The 16562-nt window shown below is 72.4% G+C and carries 16 protein-coding genes and 1 pseudogene; 13 read left to right on the top strand and 4 right to left on the bottom strand.

All coding sequences use genetic code 11. The features are described 5' to 3' along the window. Positions 1-147: 147 nt before the first annotated feature. Positions 148-681 carry an HNH endonuclease gene (locus CLT72_RS15345; protein WP_101415183.1) on the top strand — a complete coding sequence of 178 codons (534 nt, stop codon included), beginning with the start codon at positions 148-150 and terminating at the stop codon, positions 679-681. A 131-nt stretch (positions 682-812) separates the two neighbouring features. On the opposite strand, the gene CLT72_RS15340 is transcribed toward CLT72_RS15345, so the two are convergent. From CLT72_RS15340 to CLT72_RS15330, 3 genes are all read right to left on the bottom strand, one after another. Then, positions 813-1661 carry a class F sortase gene (locus CLT72_RS15340; protein ID WP_101412442.1) on the bottom strand — a complete coding sequence of 283 codons (849 nt, stop codon included), beginning with the start codon at positions 1659-1661 and terminating at the stop codon, positions 813-815. Between the two features lie 12 nt (positions 1662-1673). Next, positions 1674-2162, bottom strand: a complete 489-nt coding sequence (locus CLT72_RS15335) for a hypothetical protein (RefSeq protein WP_101415182.1) — start codon at positions 2160-2162, stop codon at positions 1674-1676. 122 nt (positions 2163-2284) lie between these two features. Continuing rightward, positions 2285-2740, bottom strand: a complete 456-nt coding sequence (locus CLT72_RS15330; protein ID WP_101412441.1) for an Lrp/AsnC family transcriptional regulator — start codon at positions 2738-2740, stop codon at positions 2285-2287. Positions 2741-2923: 183 nt separating this feature from the next. On the opposite strand from CLT72_RS15330, the gene CLT72_RS15325 reads away from it, so the two are divergent. The 11 genes and pseudogenes from CLT72_RS15325 (at position 2924) to CLT72_RS15275 (ending at position 13825) form a co-directional block, all read left to right on the top strand. After that, positions 2924-3823: a tryptophan 2,3-dioxygenase family protein gene (locus CLT72_RS15325; protein ID WP_101412440.1), complete on the top strand. Its 900-nt coding sequence runs from the start codon at positions 2924-2926 to the stop codon at positions 3821-3823. Positions 3824-3843: 20 nt separating this feature from the next. Further along, on the top strand, positions 3844-5154 hold the full coding sequence (kynU, locus tag CLT72_RS15320; RefSeq protein ID WP_101412439.1) for a kynureninase: 1311 nt from the start codon (positions 3844-3846) through the stop codon (positions 5152-5154). After that, the gene (locus tag CLT72_RS15315) at positions 5151-6494 is read left to right on the top strand and encodes an FAD-dependent oxidoreductase (protein WP_101412438.1); all 1344 of its coding nucleotides are present in this window, start codon (positions 5151-5153) and stop codon (positions 6492-6494) included. Before kynU ends, CLT72_RS15315 begins: the two co-directional genes overlap by 4 nt. Before the next feature lie 23 nt (positions 6495-6517). Beyond that, positions 6518-7999, top strand: coding sequence for a 2-hydroxymuconic semialdehyde dehydrogenase (locus tag CLT72_RS15310; protein WP_101415181.1), 1482 nt, complete (start codon positions 6518-6520; stop codon positions 7997-7999). Between the two features lie 67 nt (positions 8000-8066). Continuing rightward, a complete protein-coding gene (locus CLT72_RS15305) occupies positions 8067-8861 on the top strand; it encodes a fumarylacetoacetate hydrolase family protein (protein ID WP_101412437.1) in 795 nt (264 codons plus the stop codon). A gap of 52 nt (positions 8862-8913) precedes the next feature. Continuing rightward, positions 8914-9828, top strand: a pseudogene (locus tag CLT72_RS15300) (acetaldehyde dehydrogenase (acetylating)); the annotation flags it as partial. Positions 9829-9938: 110 nt separating this feature from the next. Then, positions 9939-10994 (top strand): 4-hydroxy-2-oxovalerate aldolase, encoded by a 1056-nt coding sequence (gene dmpG / locus CLT72_RS15295; protein WP_101412436.1) that lies wholly within the window; start codon positions 9939-9941, stop codon positions 10992-10994. Continuing rightward, on the top strand, positions 10991-11764 hold the full coding sequence (locus CLT72_RS15290) for an FAA hydrolase family protein (protein WP_101412435.1): 774 nt from the start codon (positions 10991-10993) through the stop codon (positions 11762-11764). Before dmpG ends, CLT72_RS15290 begins: the two co-directional genes overlap by 4 nt. Further along, positions 11761-12279 carry a RidA family protein gene (locus CLT72_RS15285; protein ID WP_101412434.1) on the top strand — a complete coding sequence of 173 codons (519 nt, stop codon included), beginning with the start codon at positions 11761-11763 and terminating at the stop codon, positions 12277-12279. The genes CLT72_RS15290 and CLT72_RS15285 overlap by 4 nt, the downstream gene beginning before the upstream one ends. Then, positions 12276-12800 carry a 3-hydroxyanthranilate 3,4-dioxygenase gene (locus CLT72_RS15280; RefSeq protein WP_088998797.1) on the top strand — a complete coding sequence of 175 codons (525 nt, stop codon included), beginning with the start codon at positions 12276-12278 and terminating at the stop codon, positions 12798-12800. The genes CLT72_RS15285 and CLT72_RS15280 overlap by 4 nt, the downstream gene beginning before the upstream one ends. Next, the gene (locus tag CLT72_RS15275) at positions 12800-13825 is read left to right on the top strand and encodes an amidohydrolase family protein (protein ID WP_101412433.1); all 1026 of its coding nucleotides are present in this window, start codon (positions 12800-12802) and stop codon (positions 13823-13825) included. Before CLT72_RS15280 ends, CLT72_RS15275 begins: the two co-directional genes overlap by 1 nt. Positions 13826-13931: 106 nt before the next feature. On the opposite strand, the gene CLT72_RS15270 is transcribed toward CLT72_RS15275, so the two are convergent. Beyond that, complete coding sequence (locus tag CLT72_RS15270; protein WP_144082258.1) at positions 13932-14942, bottom strand: poly(ethylene terephthalate) hydrolase family protein; 1011 nt, start codon at positions 14940-14942, stop codon at positions 13932-13934. 139 nt (positions 14943-15081) lie between these two features. Between CLT72_RS15270 and CLT72_RS15265 the strand changes: the two genes are divergently transcribed. Then, on the top strand, positions 15082-16545 hold the full coding sequence (locus tag CLT72_RS15265) for an amidase (protein ID WP_101412432.1): 1464 nt from the start codon (positions 15082-15084) through the stop codon (positions 16543-16545). The last annotated feature ends 17 nt before the right edge of the window (positions 16546-16562 follow it).

The following is a 16562-nucleotide window of genomic DNA, read 5'->3' as shown; positions in this document are numbered from 1 at the left end:
CATTAGTGCGTGCAATCCGGGGGCCGATCAGGGACGATGGGCGCACGGACGTCGGTGATCCGGCCGGCGTCGGCCGTGGTGGGCGACTGCGCCCGTTTCCGGTCGGCGGTGGCGAGTAGGGGCCGCTGAACCGGGAGGGTGAACGCGATGCCTGACATACGACCCACGGTGGGCTCCGGTGCGCTGGTCCTCAACGCCACCTACGAGCCGCTGTGCGTCGTGTCGGTGCGTCGAGCCGCCATTCTCGTGCTCTCCGCCAAGGCGATCTGCGTCGCCGACGGGGACGGCATGCTGCACAGCGCCCACGACGCGCTGCCGGTGCCGTCGGTCGTCCGGCTCACCCGCTTCGTGCGGGTGCCCTACCGCACCCACGTCGGGCTCTCCCGCCGCGCCATCTTCGCCCGCGACGGTTGGCGGTGCGCCTACTGCCGGGGGCCCGCCGAGACCATCGACCACGTCTTCCCCCGCAGCCGGGGCGGCCGGCACGCCTGGGAGAACGTCGTGGCCGCCTGCGCCCGGTGCAACCACACCAAGGGCGACAAGACCCCCGCCGAGCTGGGCTGGCGGCTGCACTCGCTGCCGGCGGCCCCGAAAGGCACCGCCTGGCGGGTGCTCGGCCACCGGGCGCCGGACCCTCGCTGGTCCGACTGGCTCGACCTGCGCGAGCCCGAGGCCGCCTGACCGTCGCCCCGCCCCGCCGAACGCGGCGGCGGCGCATGGCCCGGCGGTCGCGGCGTCGAGCGTCAACAGCCGCACCCGGCGGAGCCGCTCGCGGCCGGTGCCGGCGGTCGCCGAGGAGGCGCTGCCACCGGTCACGCCGGACGGGCCCGGACCAGGGACGCGAAGACCACCACGTTGTCGGCGTACCCGGTCTCGCCGCCCACCCAGCGCCCGCCGCAGGTGATCAGGCGCAGCCGGGGGCGGCTGAAGTCCCCGAAGACCTCGTCCACCGGCAGCCGGTCCTTGCCGAAGCGCTCGACGGAGTCCACCTCGAAGACCGCCACCGAACGGTCCTGCCGGGCCACCTCGATGCGGTCGCCGTCCCGCAGGTCCCGCAGCTTGTGGAAGACCGCCGGCCCGGTGCTGGTGTCGACGTGCCCGACGATCACCGAGGGCCCGTACTGACCGGGGGTCGGGCCCTGGTCGTACCAGCCGGCCTCCTGGGCGCGGGCGGCGTCGGGCACCGCGATGCTGCCGTCCGGGGCGATGCCGACCGCGTGCACGGGCGCCCGGACGTCGATCGGGTCGATGGCGATGCCGACCGGCCGGCTGGCGGGCAGCACCGGGAACTTCTTCGGCGCGGGCCGCAGCCCGGCGAGGAACCGCTCCGGCAGCACGCTCACGCCCGCGATCCGCTCCACCCCGAGCATGGTGACGATGAGCGCCATGAGCGTGGCGATCACCAGGACCGGCAGGCCCGGCCCCCGGCCGGAGGCCAGTCGCCCGCCGGCCGGAACCCGGCGGTAGCGGGGTCGGGCGGGCAGCGGACCGGCGGCCGGGTCGGTGGTGGCGACGCTCGCCGACACCGCCTCCCCGGCCACCCGGCGCAAGCGGCGGGCCGTCGCGGCCGCCGCCCGGCGGGACGCCCGCAGCGTCCGCCGGGTGGCCGCCCGGACCCGGCCCGGCCCGGATCGCCTGGTACGCCTCTTCGAGCCGGCCATGGCGACGGCGGGTCAGGAACCGGACCCGGTCCGGCGACGGTTGCCGAGGAAGCCGAAGCCCACGGCCAGCGCCACCACCGCGAGGCCGCCGACCATCAGCATCGAGCCGGTGCCCGAGGCGCCGGCGGTGCCACCGCCCCCGGTGGCCGGGCCCTTGCTGGGCTGCTCCATGTTCAGCACCGTGAGCGTGGTGGTCGCGGTGTTGCCGTTGTCGCAGCGCAGGTCGACCGGGTAGTCGCCGGGTTCCTTGCTGCCGGGGATGGTGACCTGGCCGGTCAGGAAGCCGTTGTCCGGTCGCAGCATCACCCGCCCGAATGCGTCGGAGCGCACGTCGGCCTGGCGGTTGTTCGCGTTGTCGCAACCGGCCCGGATGCTGACCCGGGTGCCGGCCTGCGCACTGTTGGGCACCACCTCGACGAAGGTGTTCTCTCCCGCCCAGCCGGGCGCGACGGTCGTCAGGACGAACGCCGCGACCAGGCCCAGCACGGTCAGGGCGCGCATCAGGGCACGTTGGAACGCTGTGAGCACCGGCATGATCCCCCCTTCCGGTGACGATCACCGGAAATCCTCCCCGGGCAACAGGGCCTGCTTTCCCGCTGGCCGGGGGGCAAACCCGGGGTGGGTCAGCGGGGCCGGTCGGCGGGGGGCAGGGGGGTCACGGGCTGCCACCGGAGCGGAGTGGAGAGCACCATCGTGCTGGACGGCTGGCCGTACGGGGCGAGCCGGTCGATGACCGCCTCGAAGTCGTCGATCGACCCGGCGGCCACCTTGAGCATGCTGCACGCGTCGCCGGTGATGCGGTGGATCTCCAGGATCTCGGGCCACCCCGCCACGTCGGGGTCGTGCAGGATGCACCGCGACCCGTAGCAGGACATCCGGATCAGCGCGACCACTGTGCGGCCGGCCCGGGTCAGGTCGACGTGGGCGTGGTAGCCGGTGATCACGCCCGACTCCTCCAGCCGGCGTACCCGCTCGGCCACGGCCGGCGGCGACAGGTGCACCCGGCGGGAGAGTTCGCTGAAGGAGAGCCGCGCGTCGGCCTGCAGTTCCCGCAGCAGCGCCCAGTCCATGTCGTCCATGCGGCGACCTTACTTCCTCAAACCCGAATCCAGCTCATGCCTTCCGCGCCGCAGGTCAGAGGGCCTGCGTGCCGTTGATCCGGCATTCCGATCAGGGGTTCCGCCGAGAGATCATGTCGGTCACCCCGAAAACGGCCGACCGTCGGTCGTCCCGGGTGACGCAGAGCAGAGGGAGGCCAACCGGTGGAGCAGACGGAGCTGCGGGCACCCGTCCAGGCGGCGGTGCGCCCGGCGACCCCGCGGCAGCGCGCCGCCCGCGCCGCCCGCAACGGCGGCGAACCGACGCTGGAGTTCGCCGAGCGGGTGCCGTACGACGCGTACGTGCACGCCAGCACGCTGCACCAGTTGCAGCAGCCGCTGAGCGACGACCCCGGCGAGATGTCCTTCCTGATGGTCAGCCAGATCATGGAGCTGTACTTCGGGCTGACCTGCCACGAGTTGCGCGAGACGCAGCGGCTGCTGCGGGCCGACCGGGTCTGGGACGCGCTGGCCCCGCTGCGCCGCGCCGCGCTGCACCTGGAGGGGCTGAACGCGGCCTGGAACGGGCTGCGCTGGATGACCCCGGCCGACTTCAACCGGTTCCGCAACCTGCTGGGCGAGGGCTCCGGCTTCCAGTCGGCCATGTACCGCCACCTGGAGTTCCTGCTCGGCCTCCGCGACGAGACGCTGATCCGGCCGTTCCGGCGACAGACCGAGGTGTACGCCGAGCTGCGCGCCACCCTGGGGGCGCCGAGCCTCTGGGACGACGTGCTCGCCCTGCTGGCCCGGCACGGCCACGACCTGCCGGCCGACCTGCTCGACCGGGAGTTCACCGCCGAGCACCAGCCGCACGCCGCCGTCGAAGCGGCCTGGGTACGGATCTACGCCGAGCCCGGCCCGGAGAACCACCTGCGGATGCTGGGTGAGGCGCTGACCGAGGTGGCCGAGCAGTTCGGCGACTGGCGACAGCACCACGTCAAGGCCGTGCAGCGCACAATGGGCGCCAAGGTCGGCAGCGGCGGCTCCGCCGGACTGGCGTGGTTGCAGCGCAGCATGGCCCGGGTGGTCTTCCCCGAGCTGTGGTCGGCCCGGACAGCGATGTGACCCGAGAGCGAGACAACCCCATGAACACCGGAGCACCTGAGTCGTTCGGGCTGGCCGACGGCGAGGCCGAGGCACGCCGCCTCGACGCCGCCGATCCCGGGCACCGCCACCTGTTCCACGTGCCGCCGGCCGACGGCGGCCGGCACCCCGAGGCCGCCTACCTGGCCGGCAACTCCCTCGGCCTGCAACCCCGGGCCACCCGCGACGAACTCGCCGCCGACCTGGACGCGTGGGGCCGGCTCGGCGTCGAGGGTCACCTGGAGGGCGAGCGCCCCTGGCTGCCGTACCACGAGCTGCTGACGGCGCCGGCCGCGCGACTGGTCGGCGCCACCCCGGCGGAGGTCGTGGTGATGAACTCCCTGACCGTCAACCTGCACCTGCTGATGGTCAGTTTCTACCGGCCGGCCGGGGCGCGCACCAGGATCGTCATCGAGGACAGCACCTTTCCCTCGGACAGCTACGCCGTGCGCAGCCAGGCCCGCTTCCACGGCCTCGATCCGGACACCGCGGTCGTCCGGCTTCGGCCGCGAGCCGGCGAGGACACCCTGCGCACCGAGGACGTGACCGCCTTCCTGGCCGCCGAGGGCGACACGGTGGCGCTGGTGCTGCTCGGTGGGGTCAACTACCTCACCGGCGAGCTGATGGACATCCCGGCGATCACGGCCGCCGGCCGCGCGGCGGGGGCCGTGGTCGGCTGGGACCTGGCACACGCCGCCGGCAACGTCCCGCTCGCGCTGCACGACTGGGACGTCGACTTCGCCGCCTGGTGCTCCTACAAGTACCTGAACTCCGGCCCCGGCGCGCTGGCCGGGGTCTTCGTGCACGAGCGGCACCTCGGCGACGCCGATCTGCCCCGCTTCGAGGGCTGGTGGAGCACCGAGGCGGCCACCCGGTTCGAGATGACCCCGGTGTCCCGGCCGCCGGCCACCGTGGAGGCCTGGCAGATCTCCAACCCGCCGATCTTCGCGATGGGCCCGGTGCGGACCTCGCTGGGGCTCTTCGACGCCGTTGGGATGCCCGCGCTGCGCGAGCGCAGCCTCCGGCTCACCGGCTACCTGGCGGGGCTGTTCGACGAGGTGACCGCGAACCGCCCGCTGACCGTGGTCACCCCGCGCGAGCCGGAGCGGCGCGGCTGCCAGCTCTCGGTGCGCATCGGCGCGGGCAGCGCGGCCGAGCTGGCCAAGCGGCTGCGGCACGAGCACGGGGTGATCGCCGACGCCCGGGAGCCGGACATCATCCGGTTCGCCCCGGTGCCGCTCTATTCCACGTTCCACGACTGCTGGCGGGCCGCCGAGGCGCTGGCGGCCACGGTGGCGGAGGTGAACCGATGACCGAGACCGAGGAACGCAACGAGATCGCGGTGGTGGGCGCGGGCCTGGCCGGCTGTCTGCTGGCCTGCTTCCTGGCCCGGCGCGGCTACCCGGTGGCGCTCTACGAGCGGCGGCCCGACCCGCGTACCGGCACCGTCGAGCGGGGCCGCTCCATCAACCTGGCGCTCTCCGAGCGGGGCCTGGACGCGCTGCGCCGCATCGGGCTCGACGAGCAGGTGCTGGCGGACGGGCTGCCGATGCGCGGCCGGATGATCCACCCCGTGGACGGCGAGGCGCAGTTCCAGTCGTACAGCGCCTCCGGCGACCGGGCGATCAACTCGATCAGCCGGGGCGCGCTGAACAACGCGCTGCTGGACGCGGCCACCAGCCTGCCGGGGGTGCGGGTCGCCTTCGACCACCGGCTCGTCGGGCTCGATGCGACCAGCGGCGAGATGACCTTCGAGACCCCGCAGGGCACGGTCGCGGCCGCCGCGTCGGTCGTGCTCGGCGCCGACGGCGCCGGCTCCGCGGTGCGCGGGCAGCTGCTGGCGTACGGGCTGCTGACCGAGAGCGTCGACTTCCTCGACTACGGCTACAAGGAGCTGACGATCCCGCCGCTGGGCGGGGAGTTCGCCCTCGACCCGCAGGCGCTGCACATCTGGCCGCGCGGCACCTCGATGATGATCGCGCTGCCGAACCCGGACCGCTCGTTCACCTGCACGCTCTTCTGGCCCACCCACGGCACCGCCAGCTTCGCCTCGCTGGGCAGCCCGGCGGCCATCGAGCGGCACTTCGCCGAGCACTACCCGGACCTGCCCCCGCTCGCCCCGGGCCTCGTCGACGACTACCAGCACAACCCGGTGGGCGTGCTCGGCACGGTCCGCTGCACCCCGTGGCAGGCGTACGGGAAGGTTGGCCTGCTCGGCGACGCGGCGCACGCCATCGTCCCGTTCTACGGCCAGGGCGCGAACTGCGCCTTCGAGGACGTCGTCGAGCTGGACCGCTGCCTGGACGAGTGCGCCGACGACTGGTCCGAGGCGCTGCCGCTCTTCCAGCAGCGCCGGCAGGACAACGCCGAGGCCATCGCGCAGATGGCGTTGGCCAACTTCGTGGAGATGCGCGACAAGGTCGCCTCGCCGCTGTTCCAGGCCGGCCGCAAGGTCGAGCACGCGCTGGAGCGGCTGCTGCCGGGCCGGTACGTCTCCCGCTACGAACTGGTGTCCTTCTCGACCACCCCGTACGCCCAGGTGCGTCGCCGGGTCCGCCGGCAGCACCGCCTGCTCGGGGCTGTGGCCGCCGGGGCCGTGGCGCTGCTGGCCGGCGCGGTCGGCCTCACGATCAGCCGAGGGAGGCGTCGATGACCGTGACCTGGGATCCCCGGCTGATGGCCGGGTGGGCGCCCGACGGCCCGCCGCTCCTGCGCAATTTCGTCGGTGGTGAGTTCGTCGATGTGGGGCGGCGGTTCACGAAGCGCAGTCCGGTCACCGGTGAGCCGGTCTTCGAGGTGGTGGAGGCCGACCAGGGGTGTGTGGACGACGCCGTCGCCGCCGCGCGGGCCGCGCTGCGCGGGCCGTGGGGCCGGATGGGGGAGCGGGAGCGCGCCGAGGTGTTGCGTCGGGTCGCGGACGAGTTGGAGCGCCGCTTCGACGACCTGGTCACCGCCGAGGTCGCCGACACCGGCAAGTCGATCTCGCAGGCGCGCACGTTGGACATTCCGCGTGGTGCGGCGAACTTCCGCGCCTTTGCGGAGATCGTGGCGACCGCGCCGACCGAGTCCTTCACCACGGTCACCCCGACCGGCGGCCGGGCGCTGAACTATGCGGTGCGTAAGCCGGTCGGGGTGGTGGCGGTGGTCGTGCCGTGGAACCTGCCGCTGCTGCTGCTCACCTGGAAGGTGGCTCCCGCGCTGGCCTGCGGCAACGCCGTGATCGTGAAGCCCAGTGAGGAGACGCCCACCTCGGCGACCCTGCTCGCCGAGGTGATGGCCGCCGCCGGGGTGCCGGAGGGTGTGTTCAATCTGGTGCACGGCTTCGGTCCGGATTCGGCGGGCGAGTTCTTGACCCGTCATCCGGACGTCGACGCGATCACCTTCACCGGCGAGTCGTCGACCGGCAGCGCCATCATGCGGGCCGCCTCCGATGGCGTGAAGGCCGTGTCGTTCGAGTTGGGTGGCAAGAACGCCGGGCTCGTCTTCGCGGATGCGGATCTGGACGCGGCGGTGGCGGGTTCGGTGCGGTCGAGTTTCACCAACGGCGGTCAGGTCTGCCTGTGCACGGAGCGGATCTATGTGCAGCGGCCGGTGTTCGAGGAGTTCACGGCCCGGTTGGCGCAGCGCGCTGGTGAGCTGTCGTTCGGGTGGCCGGCGGACGAGGCGACGGTGAACATGCCGCTGATTTCGCGTCAGCACCGCGACAAGGTGTTGGGCTATTACGACCTGGCTCGTGGTGAGGGTGCGCAGGTGTTGGCCGGTGGTGGTGTGCCGGCGTTTGGTGATGCACGTGATGGTGGTGCGTATGTGCAGCCGACGGTGTTGACGGGGCTTGCTGCGGATGCGCGGACCAATCGTGAGGAGATCTTCGGGCCGGTGGTGCATGTGGCGCCGTTCGATGATGAGGATGAGGCGTTCGCGTTGGCGAATGGTACGGAGTATGGGTTGGCGGCGGCGGTGTGGACGCGGGATGTGGGTCGGGCGCACCGGGCCGGTATGCGGTTGGATGCGGGGATCGTGTGGGTGAACACGTGGTTCCTGCGGGATCTGCGGACGCCGTTTGGTGGGGTGAAGGCGTCGGGTATCGGGCGTGAGGGTGGCGTGCACTCCCTCGATTTCTATTCCGAGCTGACCAACGTCTGCGTGGACCTGACATGAGCGGGCGTGGCGAGCGCATGGGTGTCGCGGAGTGTCGTGGCGGCGGCGAGCGGAGTGGGGAGCTGACATGAGCGTCGATTACGAGGCGGCGGCGCGGGAGCTGGTCGAGGCGCGCGAGAGCGGCAAGCCCTGCCCGCCGCTGCGCGGACGGCTGCTGCCCGAGGGGGACGTCACCTCTGCGTACCTCGTCCAGCAGCTCCAGGTGCGGCAGTGGTTGCAGCGCGGCCATCGGCGGGTCGGTGCGAAGGTCGGGTTGACGTCGCGGGCGGTGCAGGAGAGCTTCGGTGTGTTCCAGCCGGACTTCGGGGTGTTGACCGACGACATGGCGGTGCCCGACGGGGCCGAGGTGCCGATGGGCCGACTGTTGCAGCCCCGGGTGGAGGCTGAGGTCGCCTTCGTCTTGGGTGCGGATCTGCCGGACGAGCGGATCACCAGTGCGGATGTGATCCGGGCGGTGGACCACGTGTTGCCGGCGATCGAGATCGTGGATTCGCGGGTGGCGGGTTGGGACATCTCGATCGTGGACACGGTGGCGGACAACGCCTCCAGTGGCTTGTTCGTGCTGGGTACGGCGCCGCGTCGGCTCGCCGATGTGGACCTGCGGCTGTGCGGGATGGTCCTGGAGCAGGCGGGTGAGCCGGTGTCGGTGGGGGCGGGTGCGGCGTGCCTGGGCAATCCGTTGCACGCGGTGCAGTGGTTGGCGCAGACCCTCGCCCGCTCGGGTGATCCGTTGCGTGCCGGTGATGTGGTGCTGTCCGGGGCGCTCGGCCCGATGGTGCCGGTGACGCCCGGTGCGGCGTACGAGGCGCGCATCTCGGGGCTGGGTTCGGTGCGTACGTGTTTCTCGGCGGAGGCGTCGTGACCGTGCGGGATGGGTTGGCGGCCGGTGCGGTCTTCGGTGACAGGGGTACGTCGTGAGCGTCGGTGTGGCGGTGATCGGGTCGGGCAACATCGGCACCGATCTGATGATCAAGGTGTTGCGGTTGTCGGAGTCGCTGCGGATGGTGGCGATGGTGGGCATCGACCCCGACTCCGACGGGTTGGCGCGGGCCCGCCGGTTGGGTGTGGCGACGACCGCCGAGGGTGTCGACGGTCTGGTCGGGATGCCGGAGTTCGCGGATGTGGAGTTGGTGTTCGACGCCACGTCGGCGGGTGCGCATCGGCGCAACGACGCGGTGCTGGCGGCGCATGGTCGGCTGGTGGTGGATCTGACCCCGGCGGCGATCGGCCCGTATGTGGTGCCGCCGGTGAACCTGGATGAGCATCTGGGCGAGCGCAACGTGAACATGGTGACCTGTGGTGGGCAGGCGACGGTGCCGATCATCGCGGCCGTCGGTCGGGTGACTCCCGTCGTCTATGGAGAGATCGTGGCGTCGATCGCTTCCAGGTCGGCGGGGCCGGGGACGCGGGCGAACATCGACGAGTTCACGGAGACGACGGCGCGGGCGATCGAGGTGGTCGGTGGTGCGCAGCGGGGTAAGGCGATCATCGTGTTGAATCCGGCGGATCCGCCGTTGTTGATGCGCGACACGGTCTACTGCCTCTGCCCCGATGCCGACGCCGATCGGGCGGCGATCGCCGCATCGGTGGCGGAGATGGTGGCGGCGGTGCAGGAGTACGTGCCGGGGTACCGGTTGAAGCAGGACGTGCAGTTCGACCGGGTCGACACCTTTGTGCCGTCGCTGGGTCGGCATCTGAGCGGGTTGCAGGTGTCGGTGTTCCTGGAGGTCTCCGGCGCGGGCCACTACCTGCCGGCGTACGCGGGGAACCTGGACATCATGACGTCGGCGGCGCTGCGTACGGCGGAGCGGCTGGTCGGGCTGCGATCGGCAGCGACTGGCCATGACAGCGCGGGCCGCGACGGCGCTGATGGCGACAGCGCGGGCCATGGCGGCGCTGGTGGCGATGGCGTGGGTCGGGATGTCGTGGAGGTGACCCGGTGACTGATCTGTACATCCAGGACGTGACGTTGCGTGACGGCATGCACGCCGTCGCGCACCGCTACACCGTGGAGCAGGTCCGCACGATCGCGGCGGCGTTGGACGCGGCGGGGGTGGCGGCGATCGAGGTCGCTCACGGCGACGGGCTCGCCGGTTCGAGTGTGAACTACGGTCATGGTGCGGCCAGTGACGCCGACTGGATCGCGGCGGCGGCCGAGGTGATGACGAACGCGAAGCTCACCACGTTGCTGCTGCCGGGGATCGGCACGATCGCCGACCTCAAGGCGGCGAAGGCGCTCGGGGTGACGAGTGTGCGTATCGCGACGCATTGCACGGAGGCCGATATTTCGGCGCAGCACATCGCGTGGGCGCGGGAGAACGGCATGGACGTGTCCGGGTTCCTGATGATGTCGCACATGAACGACCCGGCCGGCCTCGCCGGACAGGCGAAGTTGATGGAGTCGTACGGGGCGCACTGCGTCTACGTCACCGACTCGGGTGGCCGGCTCCTCATGTCCGACGTCGCCGAACGCGTCGACGCCTACCGGCAGGTGTTGAACGCGGATACGCAGATCGGCATCCACGCCCACCACAACCTGTCCCTCGGCGTCGCCAACAGCGTGATTGCCGTCGAGCACGGCCGCATCGCCGGCAACGGGCCGCTGGGTTCGCCGTCGGGTCGCACGGTGCGGGTGGACGCGTCGCTGGCGGGGCAGGGTGCGGGGGCGGGTAACGCGCCGTTGGAGGTGTTCGTGGCGGTGGCGGAGTTGCACGGGTGGGAGCACGGTTGTGACGTGTTCGCGTTGATGGATGCCGCCGACGACATGGTGCGTCCGTTGCAGGACCGCCCGGTGCAGGTCGACCGGGAGACCCTGTCTCTCGGGTATGCGGGGGTGTATTCGAGTTTCCTGCGCCATGCGGAGCGGGCGTCGGACAAGTACGGGGTGGACGTGCGCTCGATCCTGGTCGAGTTGGGTCGCCGCCGGATGGTCGGCGGGCAGGAAGACATGATCGTGGACGTGGCACTGGACCTCGCCGGCAAGGAGACATCATGATCGGGCCGGACACCGCCGGTATCGCTGAACGGCTCGGTAAGGCGGCGGACACCGCCACCGCGATCGCGCAGCTGGCCGCCGAAACCGGTCTGGACGTGGATGCCGCGTACGGGGTGCAGACCGCGTTGATCCAGCGTCGACTGGATCGTGGCGAGCGTGTGGTGGGGTTGAAGATGGGCCTGACCAGCAAGGCGAAGATGGCGCAGGTCGGCGTGGACGAGGTCATCTGGGGCCGGCTCACCGACACCATGCGCATCCCCGACGGCGGCACCCTCGACCCCACCGCGTTCATCCACCCCCGCGTCGAGCCCGAAGTGGCGTTCCTCCTCGACCGCCTCCCCGAACCCGGCGAGCCCGTCGGCGACTTCACCGACGCCGTACGCGCGGTCGCACCCGCCATCGAGGTCATCGACTCCCGCTACGCGAACTTCACGTTCTCCCTGCCCGACGTCATCGCCGACAACACCTCCGCCGCCGCCTTCGTCATCGGCCCGTGGTCTCCTGTGCCGGACGGCCTGGACAACCTGGGTGTGCTGCTGGAGATCGACGGACGCGTGGCGCAGGTCGGCTCGACCGCCGCGATCCTCGGCGACCCCCGCCGCGCATTGGACGAGGGCATCCGCCTCGCCGGCCGCCACGGCGTACGCCTGCGCGAAGGGTGGGTGTTCCTCGCCGGCGCCGCCACCGCCGCCGTGCCCCTGAAACCCGGCGCCCACGTCCGCGCCGTCGTCGAACACCTCGGCACCACCACCCTGCGAGCCACCGCATGACCGCGAGCCAGGGCACCACCGCGAACCAGGGCACCACCGCGAATCAGGACACGACCGCGAGCCAGGGCACGGCAGCAGGCCATGGCACGGGCGCACAGGCGCACGTCGTCGCCGGCAAAGCCGTACCCCGAGGCGCGTTCCCACACGTCAAGGTCGCCGGTGGCTTCGTCTTCGTCTCCGGCACCTCCAGCCGCCGCCCCGACAACACCTTCGCCGGCGTCGAAGTCGACGAACTGGGCACGACCAACCTGGACATCCGCGCGCAGACCAGGGCCGTCATCGACAACATCCGAGACCTGCTGCGGACGGTCGGCGCCGACCTGAGCGACCTCGTGCAGGTCACCACCTACCTCGTCAACATGAACGACTTCGGCGGCTACAACCAGGTCTGGGCCGAATACTTCGACACCACCGGCCCCACCCGCACCACCGTCGCCGTGCACCAACTACCCCACCCGCACCTGCTCATCGAAATCCAGGCCGTGGCCCTTCTTCCGTCAGGAGGTCAGTCGTGAGTGAGATCGCGGAGCCGTTCAGCTTCCCGGGCTGGATCGCGGAGAACCAGCACCTGCTCAAGCCGCCGGTCGGCAACAAGGAGATGTTCCCGGGCGGGGACGACTTCATCGTGATGGTCGTGGGCGGGCCCAACCAGCGCACCGACTTCCACGTCGACCCGTACGAGGAGTTCTTCTACCAGGTCAAGGGCAACATGCACATCAACCTGATGCTCCCGGAGGGGCCGCGTACGGTGCACGTGCGCGAGGGTCAGATGTGGATGCTGCCGCGCAACACCCCGCACTCGCCGCAGCGCCCCGAGGCCGGCTCGATCGGCGTGGTCGTGGAGCGGGTCCGCGAGGAGGGCACGCTGGAGAAGTTCCAGTGGTACTGCGCCGAGTGCGGGCACAAGGTGCACGAGGTCGAGTTGCAGGTCCGGGACATCGCCGCCGACCTGCCCCCGGTCTTCGCGGCGTTCTACGCCGACGAGGCCGCGCGTACCTGCGCGAACTGCGGCGCGCTGCACCCGGGCAAGGGCTGATGCGCGATCCCGGGCAGGCCCGGCCGCCGGTGGTCGACGTGCACACGCACGTCGTACCGAAGGGGTGGCCGGACCTCGGCGCGGCGTGCGGCGGGTCCGACTGGCCCCGGCTGCGGGTCGACTCCGAGCGGGCCGCCATGATCATGGTGGGGGAGACGGAGTTCCGCCCCGTCGGGGCGGAGTGCTGGGACGCGCCGACCCGGCTCGGCGACATGGACGCCGACGGCGTGGACGTGCAGGTCGTCTCGCCCACCCCGGTCTTCTTCAGCTACGACCGCCCCGCCGAGCAGGCAGTGAAGGTGGCGCGGATCTTCAACGACCTGACCCTGGAGGTCACCGCCGCCGGTGGCGACCGGCTGGTGCCGTTCTGTCAGGTGCCGTTGCAGGACCCGGAGGCGGCCTGCGCCGAGCTGGACCGCTGCCTCGCGGCCGGGCACGCTGGGGTGGAGATCGGCAACCACGTCGGCGACCGCGACCTGGACGACGCCGGGATCGTGGAGTTCCTGACGCACTGTGCCGAGGTGGGCGCACCGGTCTTCGTCCATCCGTGGGACATGCCGGGCGGCCCCCGACTGGACCGGTGGATGGCCCGCTGGCTCGCCGGGATGCCCGCCGAGACGCACCTGTCGGTGCTGGCGCTGATCCTCGGCGGCGTCTTCGACCGGGTGCCCGACACACTGCGGATCTGCTTCGCGCACGGCGGCGGCAGCTTTCCGTTCTGGCTGGGCCGGGCCGACAACGCCTGGCACCGCCGTGGCGACCTGGTACGCGGTGCCTCCACCGCCCCGCCCAGCTCGTACGTCGACCGGTTCTGCGTCGACTCGGTGGTCTTCTCCGCGCCCGCCCTGCGGCTGCTGGTCGACACGATGGGTGCCGAGCGGGTGCTCGTCGGCAGCGACTACCCGTACCCGCTGGGGGAACGGCCGGTCGGCCGGGTGGTGCGCGAGGCGGACTTCCTCACCGGCGAGCAGCGCGACCTGCTGCTGGGCGGCAACGCGCTGCGGTTCCTCGGCGCCCGCTCCTGAGCCGCGTCCGGGCGGCGCGGTCCCCGAGGGGCCCGGCGCCGCCCGGCGGGTGGAATCCGGAGCCGTCGCGGCCCCCAGTGCGCGCGACGGCTCCGGAGCTGTGGGTTCAGGAGTGCGGGCAGGTGTCCCGGTACTCCTCGATCGCCGTGCCCCGGGGGGTCGGGCAGAGGAACTGCTCGTAGCGGGTGTCGTCGTCGACGAACCGCTTGAGCCAGGAGATGCTGTACTTCGCCACCGTCACGTTCGACGAGGTGGGCGCCGAGTGGCTGGCCGCGTTCAGCTCCAGATACGCCTTGTCCAGCGTGGCCGGCAGGCTGGTGTAGAACGGCTCCGAGTGCGACGAGACGGGGGCCACCGTGTCGTTCTCGGCCCCGATGACCAGGGTCGGTACGCGCACCGTCGACCAGCTCTTCTGGGTGTGCCAGCCGGTCAGCGGGATCGCCGCCTGCAACGCGGGCCGGGTGCTGGCCGCCGACAGGCTGCCCCCGCCGCCCATCGAGTGGCCCATCACGGCGAGCCGGTTCCGGTCGATGCGGGTGCGGACGGTGCTCGTGTTGGTCAGGTAGTCCAGGGCGGCCAGCAGTTGGGTGCCCCGGCTGGCCGGCTGGTCCCACACGGACCGGGTGTCGATGGTGATGACGACGAAGCCCTGCGAGGCCAGACGGGGGCCGAGCCACGCGACGGAGGTCTGGCGCGCGGTGAAGCCGGGGGAGATGGCGACCGCGCCGAAGGTGCCCTCGGCGGTGCTCGTCGGGTAGTAGATCGTCCCGCCGCCGAAGCCGCTGACGCTGCTGGCGGCCACGGTGGTCTGCGCGGTGGCGAACGGGCCCCGGGTGGCCTCGATGCTGGCCACGGTGGGCGCCGGGCCGCGCTCGTAGGGGTTGGCGGCGAGCGGCGCGGCCGTAGGCAGGTCCCGGGCGCCGGCCGGTGCGGCGGGGGCGGCGGCCAGGCTCGCGCCGACCAGGGCGAGGGCCAGCAGCGGACGGGTTGCGCGCGAGGACCAGCGGCGGCGGGGGACGGGGTGCAGAGCGGGTAGAGGTTGCACGGCGACGCTCCCTGCGGGGGTGGGGGTCGGTGGCGGCGGTGCGGGGGCCACCGGGTGGACGGTGATCGCCATCGATCGGGTCCATCCTGCGGGCCGGGTGCCGGTGGGCGGTCATCCCGATGTGGTCATGTCAGGGGGATATGGCGCGCGTCGCACCGTGGGCCGGCCGTGTCGTACGGCACAGTGGCGGCCGGGCGGGCAGGATGAGGGGATGGCCGAGCCGCACGACCTGACGGCGCTGGAGCAGGCCGCCGCGATCGCCCGCGGCGAGCTGTCCAGCGTCGAGCTGGTCGAGCACCACCTGACCCGGGTCGACGCGCTCGGCGACACCGTCGGCGCGTTCGTCACGGTCACCGGCGAGCGGGCCCGCGCGGCGGCCCGTGCCGCCGACGCCGTACCGGCCGACGAGCGCGGCCCGTTGCACGGCGTGCCGACCGCGATCAAGGACCTCACCCTCACCGCCGGGGTGCGCACCACGTTCGGCTCGGCGGCGTTCGCCGACTTCGTGCCGCCGGTGGACGCCGACGTGGTCCGGTTCATGGCGCAGGCCGGGCTGGTGAGCCTGGGCAAGACCACGACCTCCGAGCTGGGCTGCTCGCTCTACTCCGAAGGGCTGGTCGCGCCGCCGGCCCGCAACCCGTGGGGCCTGGCGTACACCGCCGGCGGCTCCAGCGGAGGGGCGGCGGCGGCCGTCGCGGCCGGGCTGGTCCCGGTCGCCCAGGGCTCCGACGGCGGCGGCTCGCTGCGCATCCCCGCGTCGCTGTGCGGCCTTGTCGGCTACAAGCCGAGCCGGGGCCTGGTCTCCGGCGGGCCGGTGGGCTTCGGCGCCTACGGTCTGCCGACCAACGGGCCGATCGGGCGTACGGTCGCCGACGTGGCGGCGCTGCTCGACGTGCTGGCCCGGCCGGTGCCCGGCGAGCCCTACCTGGCGCCCGCCCCGCCCGAGGGCGGTTGGCTCGGCGCGGCCCGGCGGGCCGACCCGGGGCGGCTGCGGGTCGGCCGGTTCACCGCCCCGATGCTCGCCGACGAGCCGGTGCACCCCGACTGCCTCGCCGCCGTGGACCGGGCCGCGGCGCTGCTGACCGCCGCCGGCCACGAGGTGGTCGACGTCCCCGCGCCCCTCGGGCCCGCCGTGTGGCCGCTGTTCGAGATCGTCTGGTACGTGCTGGCGCTCGCGCCCGTGCCGCCCGGGCGGGAGACCGACCTGCTGCCGCTGACCCGCCACCTGCGCGCCCGGGGCGCGGAGATCTCCGCCGGCACCCTCACCGCCACGCTCGGCGAACTCCAGGCGCAGGTACGCCTCGGCGTACGCCGTACCGCCGGCTGCGACCTGCTGCTCTGCCCCACCCTCGCCGCGCCGCAGGCGCCGCTGGGCTGGTTCGCCTCCGGTGGCGACCCGGCCGAGGACTTCGACCGGCAACGCCGGTTCTCGCCGTACTGCGCGGTCTTCAACGTCACGGGCGATCCGTCGGTTTCGCTGCCGGTGGGCGTCACCGCCGAGGGGCTGCCCGTGGGGGTCCTGCTGACCGGTCGGTACGGCGACGACGCGAGGTTGATCGCCACGGCTGCGCAACTGGAGCACTCCAGTGGCGGATGGGATCGCCACCCCGCAATCTGGCGGGCCGTGGGCTCCGCTAACGTGAATGGCAGCGGTGTCGGGCGGTCGGCGCCATGATCGTCCACCCGACCCGG

This window comes from Micromonospora sp. CNZ309 (assembly GCF_002846525.1).
This window is presented reverse-complemented; position numbering and strand designations above follow the sequence as displayed.